This is a genomic window from Paraburkholderia strydomiana, assembly GCF_031456815.1.
GTDB lineage: Bacteria > Pseudomonadota > Gammaproteobacteria > Burkholderiales > Burkholderiaceae > Paraburkholderia > Paraburkholderia caledonica.
The window spans coordinates 411,247-431,747 of record NZ_JAVDVL010000006.1 but is presented as its reverse complement, the minus strand read 5'-3'; the positions used below and the strand labels follow the sequence as shown (position 1 = coordinate 431,747).

Below are 20,501 nucleotides of genomic sequence, written 5' to 3'. Positions count from 1 at the left end.
GCAAAAAAAAGGCGCTGGAAAAAGCTCCAGCGCCCTTTTTACATTAATTCTGGCTACGTCCTGTCAGGTAAGGCTCAGCGGCAGGTAAGAGCCCCCGTAACCGAAACTAAATCGAGGCCTCGTAACCGAAATTAATGCAACTCAGCACAACTCCGACTCAGGGTCCCCTCCAACTCCACCGTCACCGAATTCGCCAGATTCCGCTCAGCAACCGCTGCAGCAAGAGGCTGCGCCGCCTATACCGAGCGAGAAGAAGCGTTCCGTGGCGGTTCTCCCCCTGCGATTGCTCTCAAAACTGGAGGTCGCGAGCCCGGATTTTTTGCTGAATACACACAGCACAGAAAAAGCGTTCCGCGCCTTATCCAGAAAGGCTTTGAGGGAATTTTGGCCCCCTCCACGGAACGGTTTTACGAGAGGCCTCGGAACGCTTTCATTTGGCGCGAACACAACCACAAAGCTCCGCCAACCCCTCTTACTCCACCGTCACCGACTTCGCGAGATTCCGCGGCTTATCCACGTCGGTGCCTCGCGCGCAAGCCGTGTGATACGCCAGCAACTGCAGCGGCACCACGTGCAGAATCGGCGACAACAGACCGTAGTGTTCCGGCATCCGGATTACGTGGATGCCCTCGTCGTTGACGATCTTCGTATCCGCGTCGGCGAAAACGTAGAGTTGGCCGCCACGCGCGCGCACTTCCTGGATATTCGACTTGAGCTTTTCGAGCAACGCGTCGTTTGGTGCGACAGTCACGACGGGCATTGCCTCGGTGACGAGGGCAAGCGGTCCGTGCTTCAGTTCGCCAGCCGGATAAGCCTCGGCGTGAATGTACGAAATTTCCTTCAGCTTCAACGCACCTTCGAGCGCGATCGGATAATGCATTCCGCGGCCGAGGAATAGCGCATGTTCCTTGCGCGAAAACTCTTCCGACCACGCGATGATCTGCGGCTCCAGCGCCAGCACGCTGTTCAGCGCGGCGGGCAAATGACGAAGCTGTCGCAAGTATTCGGTTTCCTGCTCCGGGCTCACGCGCCCGCGCTGCTTCGCGAGCGTGACGGCCAGCACGAACAGCGCAACCAGTTGCGTCGTGAACGCCTTGGTCGACGCAACGCCGATCTCGCGGCCCGCATGCGTGAGAAACGCCAATTCCGTTTGGCGCACCATCGCGCTAGTGCCGACGTTGCACACGGCGAGCGTATGCCGATGCCCAAGCGCCTGCGCATGCTTGAGCGCTGCAAGCGTGTCAGCGGTTTCGCCGGACTGCGATATCACGACCACGAGCGACCTGGGATTAGGCACCGACTCGCGGTAGCGATACTCGCTGGCTATTTCCACCTGCGTCGGGATCTTGGCGATCGACTCGAGCCAGTATTTCGCGGTGAGCCCCGAGTAGTAGCTCGTGCCGCACGCGAGGATCAGCAGATTGTCGATATCCGCGAACACGTTCCCGGCACTTTCGCCGAACAGCGAGGCTTCGAACGAATCCGATTGCGGGATCGTGTCGGAGATCGCGCGCGGCTGCTCGAAGATTTCCTTCTGCATGAAGTGACGGTACGGGCCAAGTTCCACCGCGCCGCCGTATGCCGCGACCTGACGCACCTCGCGGCGCACTTCGTTGCCCTCGCGGTCGGCAATACGCACGCCCTCGAGCGTCAATTCGCAGACATCGCCTTCTTCCAGAAAAATGAAGCGCTCCGTGCTGCCCGCGAGCGCAAGCGCGTCGGACGCAAGGAAGTTCTCACCGTCGCCGAGTCCCACCACGAGCGGCGAGCCCTGCCGCGCGCCCACGACGGTATGCGGCTGGTCTTTATGCAGCACCGCGATCGCATAGGCGCCGTGCAGTTGCGCGACCGCCTCGCGCACAGCCGCAAACAGATCGCCCCGATAAAGGCTGTGAATCAGATGCGCGATAACCTCTGTGTCGGTCTGCGAGACGAACGTGTAACCCTTGCCACGCAACGTTTCGCGCAGCGATTCGTAGTTTTCGATGATGCCGTTGTGTACCAACGCGAGCGCATCTTTCGAAAAGATCGGGTGAGCGTTGTCGGTGACCGGCGCGCCATGCGTAGCCCAGCGCGTATGGGCAATACCGGTGATGCCGCCCAAGTGGCTGTCGCGTACCTGATCGTCGAGATCGGCGACGCGCGCCACGCTGCGAGCGCGCGCCGGGCCGCCTTCACCCAGCACGGCAACGCCGCAAGAGTCGTAGCCGCGATATTCGAGGCGCCGCAGTCCTTCGATCAGGACGGGGACGATATTACGTTGCGCTGCCGCGCCAACAATGCCGCACATGGTCTGTTCCTCGTTCAGTGCTGGAAGCTTGCAGGGCGCACGTCGCCCCGCGGCCGTTCCATCAACTCTTCTTTTTAGTCGGGCGTACGTAGCCCGTCTTGCTGGTTTGCGTCTTGTCGTTCAGGACCAGCGAGTCTGCCTCGACGTCCTTCCAGACCGTGGTGCCCGCCGCGATCGTCGCGCCCCGCTTCACACGCACAGGCGCAACCAGTTGCGTGTCTGAACCGACGAAAACGTCGTCTTCGATGATCGTGCGGGATTTGTTCGCGCCGTCGTAATTGCACGTGATGGTGCCCGCGCCGATGTTCACTCGCGCACCGATATCCGAGTCGCCGATATACGTGAGGTGATTGGCTTTCGAGCCGCGGCCGAGCACCGCGTTTTTCACCTCGACGAAATTGCCGACATGCGATTCGTCGTGCAACGACGCGCCCGGGCGCAACCGCGCATAAGGCCCGAGCACGACATTCGCGCCGACTTCCGCGCCTTCGATATGCGTGAACGCATCGACCCGCGTACCCGCGCCGATGGTCGCGTTGCGTATTACGCAGTTCGGCCCGATCGTCACGTTATCAGCCAGCGTTACGCTGCCTTCGAATACGCAGTTCACGTCGATCGACACGTCGCGGCCGCACTCCAGCGTGCCGCGCACATCCACGCGCGCCGGATCGGCAAGCGTCACACCGGACACGAGCAGTGCGTCAGCCACGTTGCGTTGATGAATCCGCTCCAGCTCGGCAAGCTGCTGCTTGCTGTTCACGCCCAAGGTTTCCCATTCGTCCTGAGGCTGCGTGGTGACGACTTCGAGGCCCGCTTCAATTGCCATTTCGACCGCGTCGGTCAGATAGAACTCGCCTTGCGCGTTGTCGTTCTTCAACGCGGCGAGCCAGCCCGCAAGACGCTCGGTGGGCGCAACGATAATGCCCGTGTTGATCTCGGCAATCAGAAGCTGATCGGCGTTCGCGTCTTTCTGCTCGACGATGCGGGACACCTTGCCCTGCGAATCGCGCACGATGCGGCCGTAGCCGCTCGGGTCGGCAAGCGTCACGGTGAGGACGCCGTAGCCATGCTGGCCGGCGCGTTCTACCAGCGCCCGCAGCGTGCTTGCACGCGTGAGCGGCACGTCGCCATAGAGCACGAGCGTAGGCACGGACGGATCGAGTAGCGGCAAAGCCTGTTGCACCGCGTGGCCCGTTCCGAGTTGCTGTTCCTGCACGGCGAACCGCACGTCGGGCGCGGCAACGGTTTCGCGGACCAGATCCGCGCCGTGACCGATCACCACGACGAGCCGCGTGGGCTTCAGTGTGCGTGCAGTCTCGATGACATGAGCGAGAAGCGGCCGGCCAGCCAGGGGATGGAGCACCTTGGGAAGCGCGGACCGCATGCGCTTACCGGTGCCTGCCGCCAAAATCACGATGTTCATGGCGTCGGCATATAGACGGAGTTTGGAGCCGTCGATTCTATCATGCACGCACTTGTCAAAATGACCGCGAAAGCGGCCATTTTGCGAGCGAAAGGCAGCACGCAGACGCCATTTTTGCGAGCGTTCGAATCAAAGATCGTCGAACTGGACAATCGAGATCGGCCGCGCGGCGCCAAGCGGCGCGCCGTTATCGGCGTCGGTCGAGCAAGGTTCTTCGTCGAATGCGATGTCGCCCTGCGGATCGGCCTCGCCGTTCGCGCGCAGGCCCGCGAACGGAAACAGCTTGTGATCCATCAAGTGCGACGGCACGACATTCGACAACGCGTTGAACATATTCTCGATGCGTCCCGGAAAGCGCTTTTCCCAATCGCGAATCAGCGCCTTCATCTCCGCACGTTTCAGATTCGGCTGGCTGCCGCACAGATTGCACGGAATGATCGGGAATTCACGCAATTCCGCATACTTTTCCAGATCGGTTTCCTTCACGTAGGCGAGCGGACGGATCACGATGTTCTTGCCATCGTCCGATTGCAGCTTGGGCGGCATGCCCTTCAGCTTGCCGCCGTAGAACATGTTCAGCAGCAACGTTTGCAGAATGTCGTCGCGATGATGGCCGAGCGCGATCTTGGTCGCGCCCAGTTCGCCCGCCACACGATAGAGAATGCCGCGCCGCAGCCGCGAACACAGCGAGCAGGTGGTCTTGCCCTCCGGCACGAGCCGCTTGACGATGCTGTACGTGTCCTGATTTTCGATGTGAAACGGTATGTCGAGCTGTTTCAGATACTCGGGCAACACGTGCTCGGGAAAGCCCGGCTGCTTCTGGTCCAGATTCACCGCAACGATGTCGAAGTTGATCGGCGCGCGCTCGCGCAGCCGCATCAGCACGTCGAGCATCGCATAGCTGTCCTTGCCGCCCGACAGGCAGACCATCACCTTGTCGCCGTCCTCGATCATGTTGAAGTCGCCGATCGCCTCGCCGACCTGGCGCGCAAGCCGCTTGAAGAGCTTGTTGTTCTCGTACGCTTCCTTCTGCTCGCGGCGCGTGAGCGGCGACTTCTGACGGGTCGCGGGCGTGGTGTCGTCAATGATTTCCGGAGCATTCATGGCTCAATCCTCTTTGATGCGGAAAACTTCGACGCCCACCGCGTCGCAGTCGGGATAGACATCCGGCTTTTCTGTCGAAACGCGCGCGGCCCGCACTTGCGGATGTTCGAGCATGGCCTTGACGAGGTCGTCGCACAGCGTTTCCTGCAAGTGAATATGGCCTTGCTCGACGCGGCGCGAAATGGTCGAACGCATGAAGTCGTAGTCGACCACTTCATCCAGCTTGTCCTGCACCGGCGTGGAAAGCGCCAGCGGCACGAACAGTTCGACGTTGATGACGACGCGCTGTTCGCCGCGCTTCTCGAAGTCGTGCACGCCAATGTTGATGTGCACTTCGTAATTGCGCAGAAAGAGCCGGCGGCAGTCGGCGAGCCGGGGATGCGAAAGAGCGGCAAACATGTTCGTTCCAGTCCAAAAGAGCGTGGGGGCACGCAAAGGGCGCTTCAGGCGCCCATTAGAAACCCATTAAAAACCCGTTAGAAACATCACGTCGCGCGGCAGCGGCACGAGGTGCTGCCCGCCGTCGACCACCAGCGTCGTTCCTGTGACGCCGGTTGCGTCTGCGAGATACAGTGCGGCGGCCACAATATCCTCCGGCCGCGACGCACGGCCCAAAGGCGTCACGCGGTGAGCGGCCGCGAAGCTCTCCGCCGTTTGATCGGCGGATTGCATTGTCAGACCAGGCGCGAGTCCGACTACACGCACTTTCGGCGCCAACGCCTGCGCGAGCGCGATCGTGGCTGTCTGCAATGCCGCCTTCGACAGCGTATACGACAGGTAGTCCGGATTCATGTTGTACAACTTCTGGTCCAGCACGTTGATCACGACACTGCGCTGCGTTTCGTCGGCATGCGCGGCTTGCGGCGTCGCGTCGAACAGCATGCGAGCCAGCACGAGCGGCGCGCCGAGGTTGATCGCGGTCAGCTTCAGCAGCAGGTCGTAGCCGACGTTGCGAGGCGTGTCTTCTTCGAAACTCGACGCATTGTTGACGATGCAAACCGGCCGGCCGAGCGCCGCGGTGCAGGCCGGCAACAGGGCCGCGACCTGAGCCTCGTCGCTCAGTTCCGCATGCAAGGCCACCGCGCGGCGGCCCATGCGTGCGATTTCGGCGACCACTTCTTCAGCTTCCCCGCGCGACGCGCCGTAATGGACGGCCACGTCCCAGCCCCGCGCGGCGAAGCCGAGCGCGAGCGAACGTCCGATGCGGCGCGCGGCGCCGGTAATCAGGACGACACGCGGCGTTTCGGGCTCGCGGGCGGCGGCGGTGTCGATAGAAGCGGTCATTTACAATGCGGGAATGAATCCGAAAGCTCACCAACCCGATAGTTTACCTGCTCCCGGCCCGAGCGCGCTCGCGCAGTCCGAAGCGCTCGTCGCGCTCATTCGAGCGGAGCTTGACGAGGCCGGCGGCTGGTTGCCGTTCGATCGCTATATGGAACGCGCGCTGTACGCGCCCGGACTCGGCTACTACAGCGGCGGCGCCCGCAAGTTCGGCTTGCGCGGCGACGACGGCAGCGACTTCGTCACGGCACCCGAATTATCGCCGCTCTTCGCGACCACGCTGGCGCGTCCCGTCGCCGAAGCGCTGCACGCAAGCGGTACGCGCAACGTGATGGAGTTCGGCGCCGGCACCGGCAAACTCGCGGCCGGTTTGCTGAACGCGCTCGCCGCGCTCGGCGCTGAATTCGACAGCTATTCGATCGTCGATCTGTCAGGAGAATTGCGCGAGCGTCAGCGTGAAACCATCGACGCCGCCGCGCCTTTACTCGCGGGCAAAGTGCGCTGGCTGGACGCATTGCCGGAGCGCTTCGAGGGCGTGGTGATCGGCAATGAAGTGTTGGACGCGATGCCGGTGCGGCTTTTTGCTTCCGTCGACGGCGCCTGGCGCGAACGCGGCGTTGCATGGCGCGACGGGTGGTTCGCATTCGAAGACCGCCCGGTTTCCGCATCCGCCGATATGGCATTGCTGTCCGAAATCGACACGAGCGGCGGCGACTACCTCGCCGAAACGCACGACGCCGCACGCGCCTTCACGCGCACCATCTGCACGATGCTCGCACGCGGCGCGGCGTTTTTCATCGACTACGGTTTTCCGCGTCACGAGTACTACCATGCGCAGCGCGCGCAAGGCACGCTGATGTGCCACTACCGGCATCGCGCGCATGGCGATCCTTTTGTCTATCCTGGCTTGCAGGACATCACCGCGCACGTGGAATTCACGGGTATCGCCGAAGCGGGCGTTGAAACCGGAGCCGACCTGCTGGGCTTCACGTCGCATGCCCGCTTTCTGCTGAACGCGGGCATTACGGATGCGTTGTCCGAAATCGATCCCGCCGACACAGCGCGCTTTTTGCCCGCGGCGAACGCGGTGCAGAAGCTGTTGTCGGAGGCCGAAATGGGCGAGCTATTCAAGGTGATCGCGTTCTCACGCGGACTGGAAGACACGCTGCAGGCGTTTTCCAGCGGCGACCGGTCGCACACGCTGTAATGCCGGGGTACCCGCAATGATCCGCTGGCTGTTGACTACCTTCGTTGCCCTCGCGGTGCTGTCGGCTTGCTGGCCGTGGCTTCGAAAGCTCGGCATTGGACGAATGCCCGGCGACGTCAGCGTGCGTCTGTTCGGACGCGAATATCACTTTCCGTTTATGTCGACGTTGTTGCTGTCGATGTTGCTGTCGCTTATCGCGAGGCTCCTGTGAAGCCGCCGCGCGGTTGATCACTACAGCGATAGCTCTGCAAGTTCTTTCACGACACACCGTCGGTGCACTAACCCGCCGTTTCGCTCAATCGAGGGCCGCGGCCACAGCACGCACGCGTTCTTGATGCACGGCGTCCTTGATGCCGGCCGGCGTATCGGCGAGCCTTTTGGCGACGGCGCCTGCATCCACGCCTCGCGCTGCGACGAGCGCGACTCGCAGACGCTCCGCTTGCGGATACTCCCTTGCTTCGAAACCGAGGCGGCCGCGCGCGTCCGCCTCGCAAGCCTGCAACGCTTCTGCGAAACGCGAAGGCTTGCGTATCGCGTCGCAGCGCTCGAGCAGCCTCACGAGCGCAGCGGCGCCCATTTCCGTCACGCGATGAATGTTGCCGTGCTCGCGCGCCACCAGCACCGCGAGGTCGCGACATTCGTTCGGAACACGTAAGCGTTCGCACAAAGGCTTCAGCAGATCCACGCTGCGTCCTTCGTGGCCGATATGCCGCGGCAGAATATCTTCGGGCGTGGTGGCTTTGCCGAGGTCATGCGTGAGCGCCGCAAACCGCACGGGCAGCGCATAACCCTGCTGCGCGGCGTGGTCGAGCACCATCATCACGTGCACGCCCGTATCGACTTCCGGGTGATAGTCGGCGCGCTGCGGTACGCCGAACAGCGCGTCGATCTCCGGCAGAATCCGCGCCAATGCGCCGCAATCGCGCAGTACCTCGAACATGCGCGACGGCTTCTTCTCCATCAAACCGCGCGACACCTCCTGCCATACGCGTTCGGCGACGAGCGCGTCCACTTCGCCGTCCGCCACCATTTTGCGCATCAGCGCGAGCGTCTCAGGCGCGACGGTGAAATCGGCGAAACGCGCGGCGAAGCGCGCAATCCGCAAGATGCGCACCGGATCTTCGAGAAACGCGTCGCTGACGTGACGGAAGAGCTTTGCCTCCAGGTCGCGCTGACCGCCGAACGGATCGATCACCGGGCCTGTGAGTTCGCCTCCCGGACGCACCTCGCGAGCCATTGCGTTGATCGTCAGGTCGCGGCGCGCAAGGTCTTCTTCGAGCGTCACGTCGGGCGCGTAGAAGAACTGGAAGCCGTGATAGCCCGCCGCGGTTTTTCGCTCTGTACGCGCGAGTGCGTACTCCTCGTGCGTCTGCGGATGCAGGAACACGGGGAAGTCCTTGCCGACCGGACGGTAGCCCTGCGCGACCATCTGCTCGGGTGTTGCGCCGACCACCACGTAATCGCGATCCTGAACCGGCACGCCCAGCAATTCGTCGCGAATGGCGCCGCCCACTGCATAGATATTCATCGGCATTCGTCTAGATACGCAACGGCGTGCGTCTCGCTGAACGCGTCGTCGATCCAGGCTTTCACGGCAGGCACGGTCATGACCCGTCGCATATACGCCGACGACGTCTCGGACAACGCCGGTTGCCACGTGTTGAAGCGCATGACCACCGGCGCGTACATTGCGTCCGCGATGGTGAACTCGCCGAACAGGAACGGACCGCCATATGTGTCCAGACAGTCGCGCCAGATCGCCTCGATACGCGCGATGTCGGCCAGCACACCCGGCGTTGCGTTCTTGCCGGGGAACGACGCGCGAATGTTCATCCACATATGCGAGCGCAATTCTCCGAAACCAGAATGCATCTCGGCGCTCACACTGCGGGCATGCGCACGCGCCGCCGGGTCGCGCGGCCACAACGAGTGCTGAGGAAAGCGCTCAGCCAGCGTCTCGGCAATTGCCAGAGAATCCCAAATGGCAAGGCCCGTATCGTCGATCAGACAGGGAATCTTGCCGGGGCCCTTCGGCGCATGAGCCAGCACGGCAGCGTTGGTGCCGGGCTGGTTCAGATGAATCAGGATTTCGTCGAACGCAATCCCAAAATGCTTGAACAGCAGCCACGGACGCATCGACCACGACGAATAGTTCTTGTCACCAATAAGCAGCTTCATGCGGGTTCGTATGAGGAAGAAATTAAGAAGGTTCAGCGGCCCGCGCTCGCGCGAAACGCGTCGAAACGCGAGCGTGCCGACGCCCCGCTCAGATAGACCGGCGCGATGGTTTCGAGGCTGGCCGGCTCAAGACCAAGCTCCGGTGCGAGTGGCCGGGTCAGCACGTTATCGACTTTCATCGAGTCGAGATTGTCGCGTGTGAGGACAGGTTCACCGGGTGCCATTTCGAAGGTCATTGCCTGCATGCGAGCCAGCATTTCCGGCAAACGGATGATGCTCGCGTGCCTGCCGATCACATCGCCGCAATACTTGACGAGCTCTTCGAGCGAATAGACGCTCGGGCCGCCAAGCTCGTAGGTCTTGCCGCTCGCCGCATCGAGATCGAGCACGTTCACGATCGCCTTGGCGACGTCGCCGACATAGACAGGCTGGAACTTCGCGTCCGGCATTGCGAGCGGAATCACCGGGAAAATGCGCTGCAAGAAAGCGAACTTGTTGAGAAACTGGTCTTCCGGGCCGAACACGACGGATGGCCGAAAAATCGTCCACGCAAGATTCGACGCGTGCACGGCTTTCTCGCCGTCGCCCTTCGAGCGCGCGTACATGCTCGGGCCGTTCGAGTCGGCGCCGAGCGCGCTCAGATGAATTAGCCGATGCACGCCCTTACCTTCGCAAGCCGCCGCAATTCTGGTCGGCAGTTCGACGTGAGCGCGCGCGAATTCCGGACCGTATGGTGTGCGGCGCTTGCCGTGCAGCGTGCCGACGAGATTGATCACACAGTCGGTTTCCTCGACGAAGCGAGCGAGTTGAACTGGATCGAAGACGTCGGTCTCGATCACGTCGATAGGAAGCAGCGTGAGGTGGCGCGCGTTATAGCGTCGCCGTGTGGCGATGCGCACGTCTTTGCCCATTTCAACAAGGGCGTTGACGAGATGGCTTCCGATGAAACCGGAACCGCCAATGATCGCAATGGCTTTGTGTCGCATTTTCGACTCCCTGGTGGAAGCCGCGGCAACGGCTGGCGTGGCGCACCGCTACCTCGCACCGAGGCAGCGGCGGCACGGCGCTTACGGTGCGATGTAACCCAGACGCGCCTTCAGCGATTGCGGACGGCCTTCGAACAATGCCGCGTAGTAGACCGTGTTGGACAACACATTCTTCACATAGTCACGCGTTTCCTGGAAGGGAATCGCTTCGGCGAAGATCGCGCCTTCAACCGGATGCTGCAACGTCTGCCGCCAGTTACGCGGACGGCCCGGCCCGGCGTTGTAACCCGCGGTGGCCAGCACGGCGGAACCATCGAACTGATTGTAGATCATCGACAGGTAGTTCGTGCCCAGCAGGATGTTGGTGTTGATGTCGTTCATCTGCTCGCGCGAAATCGGGCCGAGACCGATCTTCTTTGCGACGAGTTGCGCGGTGCCGGGCATCAGTTGCATCAAACCGCCCGCGCCGACTTCGGAACGCGCGTTGATGATGAAGCGCGATTCCTGGCGAATCAGCCCGTACGCCCATTCAACGTCGAGGCCGCTCGACTGCGCATCCCGTTCGACGATATCGCGGAACGGCGACAAATAACGCAGCGAGAAATCGTGTTCGGTTTTTGTGCGGTCGGCGGTGTTGACGGTTCGGTCATACAACTGGATACGGCGCGCGTATTCGGCGGCGGCAAGCAGCTGACGGTCGCTCATGGTGCGCAGCGGCCAGTTCCACTCGCGATTGCCTTCGAGCCGCAAGTTCAGCGCGTAGAAGCGCTGCGCCAGATCGAAACCAGGCGTGTTGCCGGCCTGCTGGACTTCGGAATCGGTCACCATGGTTTTAGGCGGCACCGAAATCTTCTGCCCGAGTTCTTCAGCGGCCAGTTGCCCGTAGAAGTTGAAACCCTGCGAGATCGACTCGAATTCCTGGTTGGCCGTGGTCGTGTCGCCAGCCTGCTTGAGCGCACGGGCATGCCAATAGACCCACGACGGCTGATTGCGCAGCGCCACCGGCATCTGCTCGATCGACCAGCGCACCATGTTCCAGTCTCCGGCGAGGAGCGCGGTGCGCGTGCGCCATTCATACGCGGGATTGGAGAGCGGCGCGTTTGCCGACAGCCTGTACCAGTCGGTGGCGCTCGGCATCTGCTTGGCTGCCGCCTGATAGGCAATGGTGCCCCAGCCGATCGCGCGTTCGGGCGAATTCAGCGACGGCGCGACAGAGGCGAACGTGGCCGCGGCCATGGCCGGATCGTTGCGGGCCATGCGCGTGATGGCGAGCAACGCGAGTTGATGCGATTGCGCATCGGGACTGACACCGCGCGCGAGCAACAGCGGCGGCGTACTGGTAGCCTGGCCGAACAGCACCGGATCGGGCGCCTGGTCGCCCAGCGCGTCGACCAGCTTGCTGCCGGTATTCGGATAGTTCTGTTCGTAAGCGAGACGGATCTGTTGCCAGATGTCGTCGGTGCTGAACTGCTTGTTCACGCCGAGCACCGTGATCAGATCGACGCAGCCGTCGCCGTACCATTTCGGATCGACGAGCAGCGCGCGCGCCGCGTCCGCGACATTCTCGCCGCGCGACGCACGCGATTCGAGCGCGTAGCACTTGACCTGCGTATCGTCGTTCAGCACGAAGCGCGCATATTGCTGGTCGAAGTTGCGCCAATCGTGGCGCGTGCCGAGCACCGTGAGGTAGTCGTTGCGCATGCGGTCGGCGATCGCCTGGCCGTCGTACTTCTGCAGGAACGCGAGCACCGGCGCGTCTGGCGCGTCGACGCGCGCATGGCCGCCGGAATCGAAGAGCTGCGGCTTGATCTGGAAGTACTCCAGATACGAAGGCGCCGGATAGCTCGGGATCATGCTCGCCAACTGCACCGCACGAGCCGCGTCGTTATTGCGGGCGGCCTCGCGCAACTGGACGAAAATCTGATCGTCGTTGGTGAGCTGCGAAATGGGAAGAGGCTTGACGGCTGATGCCGTGCTACATGCGACGAGCGCCGCTGCGGCTAACGCCATGCCTGCCGCGCGATATACTCGATAAAGACTTTTTGACATCGTTGTTTCTGGAGCGCGAATTGAACCCAAGCATAGCATGCAACCCTGTCGCGGAATCGAAAAAGGCGCTGCGTCGAATGCTATTGGAAGCAAGGCTACAAGCGGCTTCCGAGCCGACTAACAATGCCGCGCTCGGACGCTGCGTTCTCGATGCGCTCAAGCATTTCGACGTGCAAAGCGTCGGGTTCTACTGGCCGCTCGCGGGCGAATTCGATGCACGCGCAGCGATCTCCATCTGGCTCACGGGCAGCACGCAACGCGAGGCCAGCCTGCCCATCATCAAGGAACGCGGGCTGCCGCTCGAGTTCCACGCATGGTCGCCGGACACGCCGATGAAGATCGGCCACCACAAGATCGCAGAGCCCACCACAGGGCGAATGGTAACGCCCGAGCTACTGCTCGTTCCCTGCGTGGGTTTCGATGCCGACGGCTACCGGCTCGGTTATGGCGGCGGCTACTACGACCGTACGCTCGCCGGCTGGCCCGGAGCGAAGAAGCCGATTACGGTGGGTGTGGCGTATGAAGCATGCCGCACCTCTACACTGAAGCGCGAGGTGCATGACATCCCGCTCGACATGATCGTGACCGAAGCGGGGCTTCATGCGCGGAGCGTCGGCTAGATGCCTCTGAAGAGCGACCGGTAACACACCGCTTGGCGCGGCTTGCACGCAGCCAGGAAACTCATGCCGCGCAGGCGCGCGTCTCAGCGCCTCACATCTATAACGACGCCGCCGCGCGCGCGGCTGTGTCGTACATCCCAGACGCGTTTCTCATCAGTTGCGCCGCGTCGCCAATCTGTTCGTTGGTGAGGCCGCTTTCCTTCAGCGTCGAGATGAGGCAACTCTCGCGCACCTCCCGATACTTCAGACACAGCGCACGGCCCGCTTCCGTCGCCGAAAAAAACACTTCCTTGCCGGTCTTTTCGCTTTTTACATACCCTCTAGCTACGAGCTTCTTCAACGCATAGGTCGCGACGTGCGTATCTTCTATGTTGAGGACGAAGCAGATGTCGGCCAGTTTTTTGCGGCGCTCGCGATGACTCACGTGATGCAGCAGCGAGACCTCGATTGCGGTCATGTCCTTGTCCCCGGCCGCCGACATGCAGCGCACCATCCATCGGTTGAATGCGTTGCCGGCCATGATGAGCGCGTACTCGAGCTCGGACAGTTCCGCGCTCGTGTCCGACACGAGATGTTCGGACGAGACGATCTTGGTGGGATGCCGCGACATGTGAATTTCTCAGGAAAACGGGATGGAGAGTGTCGGGAGTGTACGACGAGCGGCTCACGGCGGCGAGCCTGGCGAAAACTCTTATTGATAAATTGTTGATATTTTATTGACAATGTACGCTTCAAACGTCGCGTAGCCATGCCCCACGGTTTCTGACGGCGTTCAACGCAGAACTCTTCGACTTCTTCGGGTCTTCAAGCCATGAGCCAACCCAGAATTTTTCCGCTCGGCGACGCCGCGCTTGTCTGCGAGGCGCCCCCGCCCGCGACGCTGGACTGTCAGCGCCGCGTGTGGGCGGCCGCCGAAATGGCGCAGCACTGGCCTCATGTGCTGGAAGTCGTGCCGGGCATGAACAATCTGACGCTCGTGTTCGATCCCGTCGAAACCGACCGCGACGCGCTGACGGCCCGGCTGCAGGAAGCCTGGCAAGCAGTCAGCGCAACGCCCGCGCCGGGCCGCGAAGTCGAAGTCCCGGTTCAGTACGGCGGAGAGTTCGGCCCCGACCTCGGTGCAGTGGCGAACCACACCGGTTTGAGCGTGCGCGAGGTGATCGAGCGGCATTCGGGTGGCGAATACGTGGTCTTTTTCCTCGGCTTCCAGCCGGGCTTCGCCTATATGGGCGGATTGGAAGAGGCGCTGCATACGCCGCGCCGCGCATCGCCGCGACTCGAAGTGCCGGCCGGTTCGGTCGGCATCGGCGGGGAGCAGACGGGCATTTACCCGGCTACGTCGCCCGGCGGCTGGCAACTGATCGGCCGCACCGAACTGCCGCTGTTCGACCCAACGCGCCGCCCGCCCACCTTGTTGCAGCCGGGCGACCGGGTGCGCTTCACGATTGCGGGGATACACGCATGATCGACGTGATTCGCGCAGGTCTGCTGACCACGATTCAGGACCTCGGCCGTCACGGCTACCGGCATCTGGGTGTCGCGATGGGCGGGGCGCTCGACCGCCTGTCGCTGGAAGTCGGCAACCGGCTCGTCGGCAACCGGCCCGACGCCGCGGGCCTCGAAATCACCTTCGGCCCCACCGTGCTGCGCTTCCTGCGGGCGACGCGAGTGGCCATCACCGGCACTGAATTCGGCGCGACGCTCGACGGCAAGCCGGTCTACTCGTGGTGGAGCCTGCCCGTGAAGGCCGGCCAGGAGCTGGTGCTGAACGCGGCGAAGCGCGGCATGCGCGGCTACGTGTGCATCGCGGGCGGCATCGACGTATTGCCGATGCTCGGCTCGCGCAGCACCGACCTTGCGGCTCACTTCGGCGGTCTTGGGGGCCGGGCGCTGCGCGACGGCGACCGCCTGCCGGTCGGCGCGCCGCCGCAGCGCGCTCATGTCGGCTTCTCTCCCGAGGCGCCGGAGTTCGGCGTCAAAGCGCCTGCCTGGTGCAAGTTCGTGCTCGTGGACGAACCGCTGCGGCGCGGCCGTCATCCGACAGGCGTGCCTTGGGCGGTCCCCATTCGCGTGCTGCGCGGCCCCGAGTACGAAAGCTTCACCGAAGAAGCACATGAGTCTTTCTGGTCCGACGAGTGGCTGGTCACGCCGAACAGCAACCGCATGGGCTACCGGCTCGCCGGCACGGAACTGAAGCGCAAAGTCAAAGTGGATCTGCTGTCGCACGCGGTGCTGCCGGGCACGATCCAGGTGCCGCCGAACGGCCAGCCGATCGTGCTGATGAGCGACGCACAGACTACCGGTGGCTATCCGAAGATCGGCGCGGTCATTCAGGCCGACTTGTGGAAGCTCGCTCAGGTGCGGCTGAATGCGGCGGTCCGCTTCATTCCGACCACACCCTACGAAGCGCGCCACGCGTTACTGGAAGAGCGCACCTATTTGCGGCAAATCGACGCCGCCATAGCAATGCATGAAGAACGTTGCGCACGGCAGATGACCGCCGCAGCGTTGTGACAATGACCGCCCACAAGCCTGGCGCGTCGCGCCCGGCCTATCGAGGGGCAAGAAAACTTGGGGCGGCCCGGCGTTTTCTTGAGAGTAGAGGAACATCATGGAAATCGATCTGAACGCCGACCTCGGCGAAGGCTGCGGCTCCGACGAGGCGCTGCTCGACCTCGTCAGCTCCGCGAATATCGCGTGCGGCTGGCACGCGGGCGGCGCCAACGCCATGCGTGACTGCGTGCGATGGGCGGTGCAAAAAGGCGTGTCGATCGGGGCGCATCCGAGCTTCAACGACCCGGAGAATTTCGGCCGCAAGGAGATGGACTTGCCGGCGGCCGACATTTACGCGGGCGTGCTTTATCAACTTGGCGCGCTGTCGGCAATCGCGCAGGCCGAGGGCGGGCGCATCGCGCACGTGAAGCCGCACGGCGCTCTTTACAACCAGGCCGCGCGCGATGCGAAGATCGCCGACGCGATCGTTTCGGCCGTGCATGACTTCGATCCGTCGGTCGCGGTTTTCGCGCTTGCCAACAGCGGTCTCGTGACGGCCGCGCGCAACGCGGGGCTGACCGCCATCGAAGAAGTATTCGCCGATCGCGGCTATCGCGCCGACGGCTCGCTCGTGCCGCGCAAGGAGCCCGGCGCGCTACTCGAAGATGAAGACGAAGTGCTCGAACGCACACTTGCGATGGTGCGCGAGCAGCGGGTGCGCGCCGTCGACGGTCAATGGGTGCCGCTCAACGCGCAGACCATTTGTCTGCACGGCGACGGCCCGCATGCGCTCGCGTTCGCGCGGCGCATCCGCAGCGCGCTCCAACAGGCCGGTATCGAAGTGCACGCGGCCGGCGCAGCAAGCGTCTGAAGTACGCGCCGCCGCATCCTGGTCATGTCCTGAACGCCCCGCTACATGCGGGGCGTTCGCCAGGTGCGAGAGGTTATGCAGAGATTCGCAGTATCCGCAGTCGATTCATCGCAGTGAATGCAGGTGCTGGTGCAGGTGCAGTGCGTAGCAACGCGGCCATCAAGAGCCGCGGAAACAAAACGGCGCGCGGATCGCCACGCGCCGGCCCATGTTAGCCGTCACAAGCGGCGACGTTGAAACCTGTTTGGAGATCCAGATGCAGACAACAGTCAGTCTATGGCCGCTCATCGGCGTGGCCGTCATCATCGTTGGCTTTTTATTGCGGTTCAATCCGATGCTGATCGTGGCAGTCGCCGCGATCATTACCGGGCTGGCCGCGCATTTTCCGGTCGAGAAAATCCTCGCCGAAATCGGCACTGGCTTTATCAAGACGCGCAACATTCCGTTGATCATTCTTCTGCCGCTCGCGGTAATCGGCCTGCTGGAACGGCATGGCCTGCGCGAGCGTGCGCAGACGTGGATCAGCGGCATCAAGGCCGCCACGGCCGGGCGCCTGCTGATCGTTTATCTGCTCGTGCGCGAGCTGACTGCGGCAGTCGGGCTGACCGGGCTCGGCGGGCATCCGCAGATGGTGCGCCCGCTCATCGCGCCGATGGCCGAAGGTGCAACCGAAACCCGCTTCGGCAAGATCAGCGACGCCGTGCGCTTCAAGCTGCGGGCGTTTTCAGCGGCAACGGATAACGTGGGCCTCTTCTTCGGCGAAGACATTTTCGTTGCGTTCGGTGCGATCGTGCTGATGACCACCTTCCTCAAGGAGGCAGGCATTATCGTCGAGCCGATCCACGTCGCGGTCTGGGGCATTCCCACTGCGATCTGCGCATTCCTGATTCACGGCTTCCGCCTGTATCTGCTCGACCGAAAGCTCGACCGCGAATTGCGCGGCAACGCCCGCGCGGGCAATGCCACCGTATCGTCGACGCAATCCGCTGCAGGAGACAAAGCATGACGCTCTCGATCACCTATCTTTTCTGGCTGTTGGGCGTGGTGCTGCTGATCGTCGGCGGCATGATCGTCACAGATAAGGAACATCCGCGCCGCCTGACGGCCGGCGGCTTCTGGATTCTTTATGCGCTGATCTTTCTGATCGGCGACAAACTGCCGCCCGCAGTGGTCGGCGTTGCAGTGATCGTGATGGCGCTGATTGCCGGCTTCGGCGGGGTCACCGCCGGCAAGCCGCGAGTGCTGTCGCTCGAAGCGCGCAAGGCGAGCGCCGCGCGCCTTGGCAACAAGCTGTTCGTGCCCGCGCTGACGATTCCCGTGATCACCGTGATCATCACGTTGTCGGCGAGCCACCTTGTGTTCGGCGGCGTTCCGTTGATCGAGAAGGCCAACGTCACGTTGATCGGCTTCGGCATCGGCTGCGTGATCGCGCTCGCGATTGCATGCGTGCTGACGCGCGACACCGTCGGGCAGTCGATGAAGGAAACGCGCCGCCTCGTCGACGCGCTCTCCTGGGCCGCCGTGTTGCCGCAAATGCTCGGCATGCTCGGCCTCGTGTTCTCGGACGCGGGTGTCGGCAAAGCTGTCGCTCACGTGACCACCGCGTATATCAGCCTCGACTACCGGTTTATCGCAGTGGCCGTGTATTGCATCGGCATGGCGCTCTTCACGATGGTCATGGGCAACGGCTTCGCTGCCTTTCCGGTGATGACGGGCGGCGTCGGCGTGCCGATCCTCGTCGGCGTGTTCCATGGCAATCCGGCCGTGATGGTGGCAATCGGCATGTTCTCGGGCTACTGCGGCACGCTGATGACGCCGATGGCCGCGAACTTCAACATGGTGCCGGCGGCCTTGCTGGAACTGCCGGATAAGAACGCCGTTATCAAGGTCCAGATACCTACCGCGCTGACCTTGCTGGTGGTGAACATCTTCCTGCTCAACTTTCTCATGTTCATGTAAAGGGCTTCGTAAAAACGTCCGTAAAAGCAGCAATTTCCGATGTGTCGCGCGACGCTTTCGCGGCACATCGGCGAAGCACCTCAAACAGGAAAAACCTGCAAGGGAAATAGGATGCGTCCGATCGTCGGTCCGTGATGCCGACCATAAGATGCTAGACCATCTCCTATCCACACGCGCCGGCGCGTGCAACGCGCGCCGCCGGAGCCTTTCCCGCAGGTTTCCATGGAACGTCAACCTCAGCGCACCGGCGCGCATTCCGCGCCGCCGTCATCCAGCGTTACTTCGCTCGTGAATGCCGCGCTTGGCGCGCATCAGGCCGGCCGGCTCGACACCGCCGAGTCCATCTACCGCGAGATCCTGGCGCTTGCGCCGACGAATTCGCAGGCTTTGCATTATTTCGGGGTACTGCATTATCAGCGCGGGCAATACGCGGACGCCGCTGCGCTAATGAGCAACGCGCTCAAATACGACCGTCACGACGCCGCCTGCTGGAGCAACCGCGGACTCGCCGCCGCCGCGCTCGGCCATCTCGACGAAGCCACCATCTGTTACGACCAGGCGTTGCAGCTACAACCCGATTTCGCCGACGCGCGCAACAATTTCGGCACCGCGTTGCAGGCGCAAGGCGCGTTGGACGAAGCGGTCGAGCAATATCGGCTTGCAATCGCGTCGAACCCCGCACTGGTCGATGCCCATCTGAATCTGGGCACGGCGCTCGGCAAACTCGGGCGTTTCGCGGAAGCCCTGGCGTGCTATCGCGACGCCTTGCGAGTCGATCCGGCTTCAGCGGAAGCGCACTTCAACGCGGGCAATGCCTACACGGCGCAGGGCGAGCGCGAGGCGGCCGTCGCGAGCTTTGAGCGCGCGCTCGCGTTGCGCCCGGATTACGCCGAGGCGCACATCAACCTGGGTAGCGCGATCGGCAAGCATGGCGACTATGCGGGCGCGGAGTCGCACTACCGCCGCGCGGTCGCAATCGCGCCGAATCCGACCAACCTCGTGTGCCTGGGAGGCTCGCTCGGCGCGCAGGGACGACTCGACGAAGAGGAGACGTTCTATCGCGAAGCGCTCGCCCGCGATCCGCATTACGCCGACGCCCATCAGAACCTTGCCTGGCTGCTGCTCAAGCGCGGCGATTTCAAGCAGGGCTGGGCCGAGTTTGCGCTGCGCTGGCGTAAGAGCGATTACGAAGCGCTCGCGATTGCGGGCGTGGCCGAATGGCGCGGCGAACCGCTCAAGGGGCATCGTGTGTTGATCGTCGGCGAGCAGGGTTTTGGAGATCATTTCCAGTTCCTGCGTTTTGCGCGCTTGCTGCACGAACGCGGCGCCACAGTAGACGTCTGCGTGCGAGAGCCATTGCTGAGTCTTGTTCAACGCATGCCGGGCGTACACAACGCGTTCAGCGGAAAACCGGAGCAGAACTGCGCGGAGCAGAACTACGACTTCTGGGTTCCCATGACGAGCGTGCCGTCATGCGTCGGCACTGAGTTGTTCACCATCCCGGCCGAAGTGCCGTATCTGTTCGCGCACCACGCCAAGGTCAAAACCTGGCGCAAGAAACTGAAGAAAACCGGCGACGCAAAGCGCAGAGCGGGTCTCGTGTGGGCAGGCAGTCCGGCGTTCGGCAACGACCGCTATCGGTCAATGGCGCTTGCCGACTTGCACGCGCTCGCAGATGTCGCCAATGTGGACTGGTATCCGTTGCAGAAGGGTGCGGCGCACGCGCAACTCGCCGCCGCGCCGCAAGCCTTCCGCACGCACGATTTCAGCGGCGAGTTGAACGACTTTGAGGACACAGCCGCGCTGATCATGAACCTCGATCTGGTGATCGCCGTCGACACCGCCGTCGCGCATCTGGCCGGCGCGCTCGGCAAGCCGGTGTGGCTGCTGCTGCCGGCCAATTCAGACTGGCGGTGGCTTGAAGAACGGAGCGACTCGCCGTGGTATCCGGGAATGCGGCTGTTCCGGCAAAAGGTACTGGGTGAATGGGCGGAGGTCGTGAAGGAAGTGATCAGCGCAATCGATCCCGCGTCGTAGATC

Annotated in this window: 19 protein-coding genes; 9 read left to right on the top strand and 10 right to left on the bottom strand. The window is 62.9% G+C overall.

Features of this window, described 5'->3' with window-relative positions:
* Positions 1 to 472 precede the first annotated feature (472 nt).
* The 5 genes from glmS to J2W46_RS19210 form a co-directional block, all read right to left on the bottom strand.
* The gene (gene glmS, locus J2W46_RS19230; RefSeq protein ID WP_310355504.1) at positions 473 to 2,290 is read right to left on the bottom strand and encodes a glutamine--fructose-6-phosphate transaminase (isomerizing); all 1,818 of its coding nucleotides are present in this window, start codon (positions 2,288 to 2,290) and stop codon (positions 473 to 475) included.
* Between the two features lie 61 nt (positions 2,291 to 2,351).
* Positions 2,352 to 3,713: a bifunctional UDP-N-acetylglucosamine diphosphorylase/glucosamine-1-phosphate N-acetyltransferase GlmU gene (gene glmU, locus J2W46_RS19225; RefSeq protein WP_310355502.1), complete on the bottom strand. Its 1,362-nt coding sequence runs from the start codon at positions 3,711 to 3,713 to the stop codon at positions 2,352 to 2,354.
* A gap of 129 nt (positions 3,714 to 3,842) precedes the next feature.
* A complete protein-coding gene (gene ttcA, locus J2W46_RS19220) occupies positions 3,843 to 4,817 on the bottom strand; it encodes a tRNA 2-thiocytidine(32) synthetase TtcA (protein WP_310355501.1) in 975 nt (324 codons plus the stop codon).
* A 3-nt stretch (positions 4,818 to 4,820) separates the two neighbouring features.
* Positions 4,821 to 5,216 (bottom strand): dihydroneopterin aldolase, encoded by a 396-nt coding sequence (locus J2W46_RS19215; protein WP_020070804.1) that lies wholly within the window; start codon positions 5,214 to 5,216, stop codon positions 4,821 to 4,823.
* A 66-nt stretch (positions 5,217 to 5,282) separates the two neighbouring features.
* On the bottom strand, positions 5,283 to 6,101 hold the full coding sequence (locus J2W46_RS19210; RefSeq protein WP_288828513.1) for an SDR family oxidoreductase: 819 nt from the start codon (positions 6,099 to 6,101) through the stop codon (positions 5,283 to 5,285).
* Positions 6,102 to 6,114: 13 nt separating this feature from the next.
* Between J2W46_RS19210 and J2W46_RS19205 the strand changes: the two genes are divergently transcribed.
* Entirely contained in the window at positions 6,115 to 7,305 is a 1,191-nt protein-coding gene (locus tag J2W46_RS19205) for a class I SAM-dependent methyltransferase (RefSeq protein ID WP_310355499.1), read from the top strand.
* A gap of 16 nt (positions 7,306 to 7,321) precedes the next feature.
* Positions 7,322 to 7,516, top strand: a complete 195-nt coding sequence (locus tag J2W46_RS19200; RefSeq protein WP_020070801.1) for a DUF2905 domain-containing protein — start codon at positions 7,322 to 7,324, stop codon at positions 7,514 to 7,516.
* Between the two features lie 84 nt (positions 7,517 to 7,600).
* Here J2W46_RS19200 and J2W46_RS19195 read toward each other — a convergent pair whose 3' ends face one another.
* The 4 genes from J2W46_RS19195 to J2W46_RS19180 form a co-directional block, all read right to left on the bottom strand.
* A complete protein-coding gene (locus J2W46_RS19195; RefSeq protein ID WP_204522525.1) occupies positions 7,601 to 8,833 on the bottom strand; it encodes a multifunctional CCA addition/repair protein in 1,233 nt (410 codons plus the stop codon).
* Positions 8,830 to 9,483: a glutathione S-transferase family protein gene (locus tag J2W46_RS19190; RefSeq protein WP_310355498.1), complete on the bottom strand. Its 654-nt coding sequence runs from the start codon at positions 9,481 to 9,483 to the stop codon at positions 8,830 to 8,832. The genes J2W46_RS19195 and J2W46_RS19190 overlap by 4 nt, the downstream gene beginning before the upstream one ends.
* Positions 9,484 to 9,515: 32 nt before the next feature.
* Positions 9,516 to 10,469 carry a complex I NDUFA9 subunit family protein gene (locus tag J2W46_RS19185; RefSeq protein WP_020070798.1) on the bottom strand — a complete coding sequence of 318 codons (954 nt, stop codon included), beginning with the start codon at positions 10,467 to 10,469 and terminating at the stop codon, positions 9,516 to 9,518.
* A gap of 81 nt (positions 10,470 to 10,550) precedes the next feature.
* A complete protein-coding gene (locus tag J2W46_RS19180; protein ID WP_087752456.1) occupies positions 10,551 to 12,518 on the bottom strand; it encodes a lytic transglycosylase domain-containing protein in 1,968 nt (655 codons plus the stop codon).
* 77 nt (positions 12,519 to 12,595) lie between these two features.
* Between J2W46_RS19180 and J2W46_RS19175 the strand changes: the two genes are divergently transcribed.
* A complete protein-coding gene (locus tag J2W46_RS19175; RefSeq protein ID WP_310355497.1) occupies positions 12,596 to 13,138 on the top strand; it encodes a 5-formyltetrahydrofolate cyclo-ligase in 543 nt (180 codons plus the stop codon).
* A 97-nt stretch (positions 13,139 to 13,235) separates the two neighbouring features.
* Here J2W46_RS19175 and J2W46_RS19170 read toward each other — a convergent pair whose 3' ends face one another.
* Positions 13,236 to 13,748 (bottom strand): winged helix DNA-binding protein, encoded by a 513-nt coding sequence (locus tag J2W46_RS19170; protein ID WP_020070795.1) that lies wholly within the window; start codon positions 13,746 to 13,748, stop codon positions 13,236 to 13,238.
* Positions 13,749 to 13,949: 201 nt separating this feature from the next.
* Between J2W46_RS19170 and pxpB the strand changes: the two genes are divergently transcribed.
* The 6 genes from pxpB (at position 13,950) to J2W46_RS19140 (ending at position 20,498) form a co-directional block, all read left to right on the top strand.
* Positions 13,950 to 14,603, top strand: coding sequence for a 5-oxoprolinase subunit PxpB (pxpB, locus tag J2W46_RS19165; protein WP_310355496.1), 654 nt, complete (start codon positions 13,950 to 13,952; stop codon positions 14,601 to 14,603).
* Complete coding sequence (locus J2W46_RS19160) at positions 14,600 to 15,652, top strand: 5-oxoprolinase subunit C family protein (RefSeq protein ID WP_310355495.1); 1,053 nt, start codon at positions 14,600 to 14,602, stop codon at positions 15,650 to 15,652. The genes pxpB and J2W46_RS19160 overlap by 4 nt, the downstream gene beginning before the upstream one ends.
* 97 nt (positions 15,653 to 15,749) lie before the next feature.
* Positions 15,750 to 16,502, top strand: a complete 753-nt coding sequence (gene pxpA, locus J2W46_RS19155) for a 5-oxoprolinase subunit PxpA (protein WP_020070792.1) — start codon at positions 15,750 to 15,752, stop codon at positions 16,500 to 16,502.
* Between the two features lie 256 nt (positions 16,503 to 16,758).
* Positions 16,759 to 17,508, top strand: a complete 750-nt coding sequence (locus tag J2W46_RS19150) for a DUF969 domain-containing protein (protein WP_088176784.1) — start codon at positions 16,759 to 16,761, stop codon at positions 17,506 to 17,508.
* The gene (locus J2W46_RS19145) at positions 17,505 to 18,461 is read left to right on the top strand and encodes a DUF979 domain-containing protein (protein ID WP_027777010.1); all 957 of its coding nucleotides are present in this window, start codon (positions 17,505 to 17,507) and stop codon (positions 18,459 to 18,461) included. Before J2W46_RS19150 ends, J2W46_RS19145 begins: the two co-directional genes overlap by 4 nt.
* A gap of 222 nt (positions 18,462 to 18,683) precedes the next feature.
* On the top strand, positions 18,684 to 20,498 hold the full coding sequence (locus J2W46_RS19140; protein WP_310355493.1) for a tetratricopeptide repeat protein: 1,815 nt from the start codon (positions 18,684 to 18,686) through the stop codon (positions 20,496 to 20,498).
* The last annotated feature ends 3 nt before the right edge of the window (positions 20,499 to 20,501 follow it).

Coding starts and splice junctions, on each gene's coding strand:
- pxpB (WP_310355496.1), top strand. CDS start 13,950: ATGAGCCAACCCAGAATTTTTCCGCTCGGCGACGCCGCGCTTGTCTGC.
- J2W46_RS19160 (WP_310355495.1), top strand. CDS start 14,600: ATGATCGACGTGATTCGCGCAGGTCTGCTGACCACGATTCAGGACCTC.
- J2W46_RS19185 (WP_020070798.1), bottom strand. CDS start 10,469: ATGCGACACAAAGCCATTGCGATCATTGGCGGTTCCGGTTTCATCGGA.
- glmS (WP_310355504.1), bottom strand. CDS start 2,290: ATGTGCGGCATTGTTGGCGCGGCAGCGCAACGTAATATCGTCCCCGTC.
- J2W46_RS19195 (WP_204522525.1), bottom strand. CDS start 8,833: ATGAATATCTATGCAGTGGGCGGCGCCATTCGCGACGAATTGCTGGGC.
- J2W46_RS19215 (WP_020070804.1), bottom strand. CDS start 5,216: ATGTTTGCCGCTCTTTCGCATCCCCGGCTCGCCGACTGCCGCCGGCTC.
- pxpA (WP_020070792.1), top strand. CDS start 15,750: ATGGAAATCGATCTGAACGCCGACCTCGGCGAAGGCTGCGGCTCCGAC.
- J2W46_RS19210 (WP_288828513.1), bottom strand. CDS start 6,101: ATGACCGCTTCTATCGACACCGCCGCCGCCCGCGAGCCCGAAACGCCG.
- J2W46_RS19175 (WP_310355497.1), top strand. CDS start 12,596: ATGCTATTGGAAGCAAGGCTACAAGCGGCTTCCGAGCCGACTAACAAT.
- J2W46_RS19140 (WP_310355493.1), top strand. CDS start 18,684: ATGGAACGTCAACCTCAGCGCACCGGCGCGCATTCCGCGCCGCCGTCA.
- J2W46_RS19205 (WP_310355499.1), top strand. CDS start 6,115: ATGAATCCGAAAGCTCACCAACCCGATAGTTTACCTGCTCCCGGCCCG.
- J2W46_RS19180 (WP_087752456.1), bottom strand. CDS start 12,518: ATGTCAAAAAGTCTTTATCGAGTATATCGCGCGGCAGGCATGGCGTTA.
- J2W46_RS19200 (WP_020070801.1), top strand. CDS start 7,322: ATGATCCGCTGGCTGTTGACTACCTTCGTTGCCCTCGCGGTGCTGTCG.
- J2W46_RS19190 (WP_310355498.1), bottom strand. CDS start 9,483: ATGAAGCTGCTTATTGGTGACAAGAACTATTCGTCGTGGTCGATGCGT.
- J2W46_RS19150 (WP_088176784.1), top strand. CDS start 16,759: ATGCAGACAACAGTCAGTCTATGGCCGCTCATCGGCGTGGCCGTCATC.
- ttcA (WP_310355501.1), bottom strand. CDS start 4,817: ATGAATGCTCCGGAAATCATTGACGACACCACGCCCGCGACCCGTCAG.
- glmU (WP_310355502.1), bottom strand. CDS start 3,713: ATGAACATCGTGATTTTGGCGGCAGGCACCGGTAAGCGCATGCGGTCC.
- J2W46_RS19170 (WP_020070795.1), bottom strand. CDS start 13,748: ATGTCGCGGCATCCCACCAAGATCGTCTCGTCCGAACATCTCGTGTCG.
- J2W46_RS19145 (WP_027777010.1), top strand. CDS start 17,505: ATGACGCTCTCGATCACCTATCTTTTCTGGCTGTTGGGCGTGGTGCTG.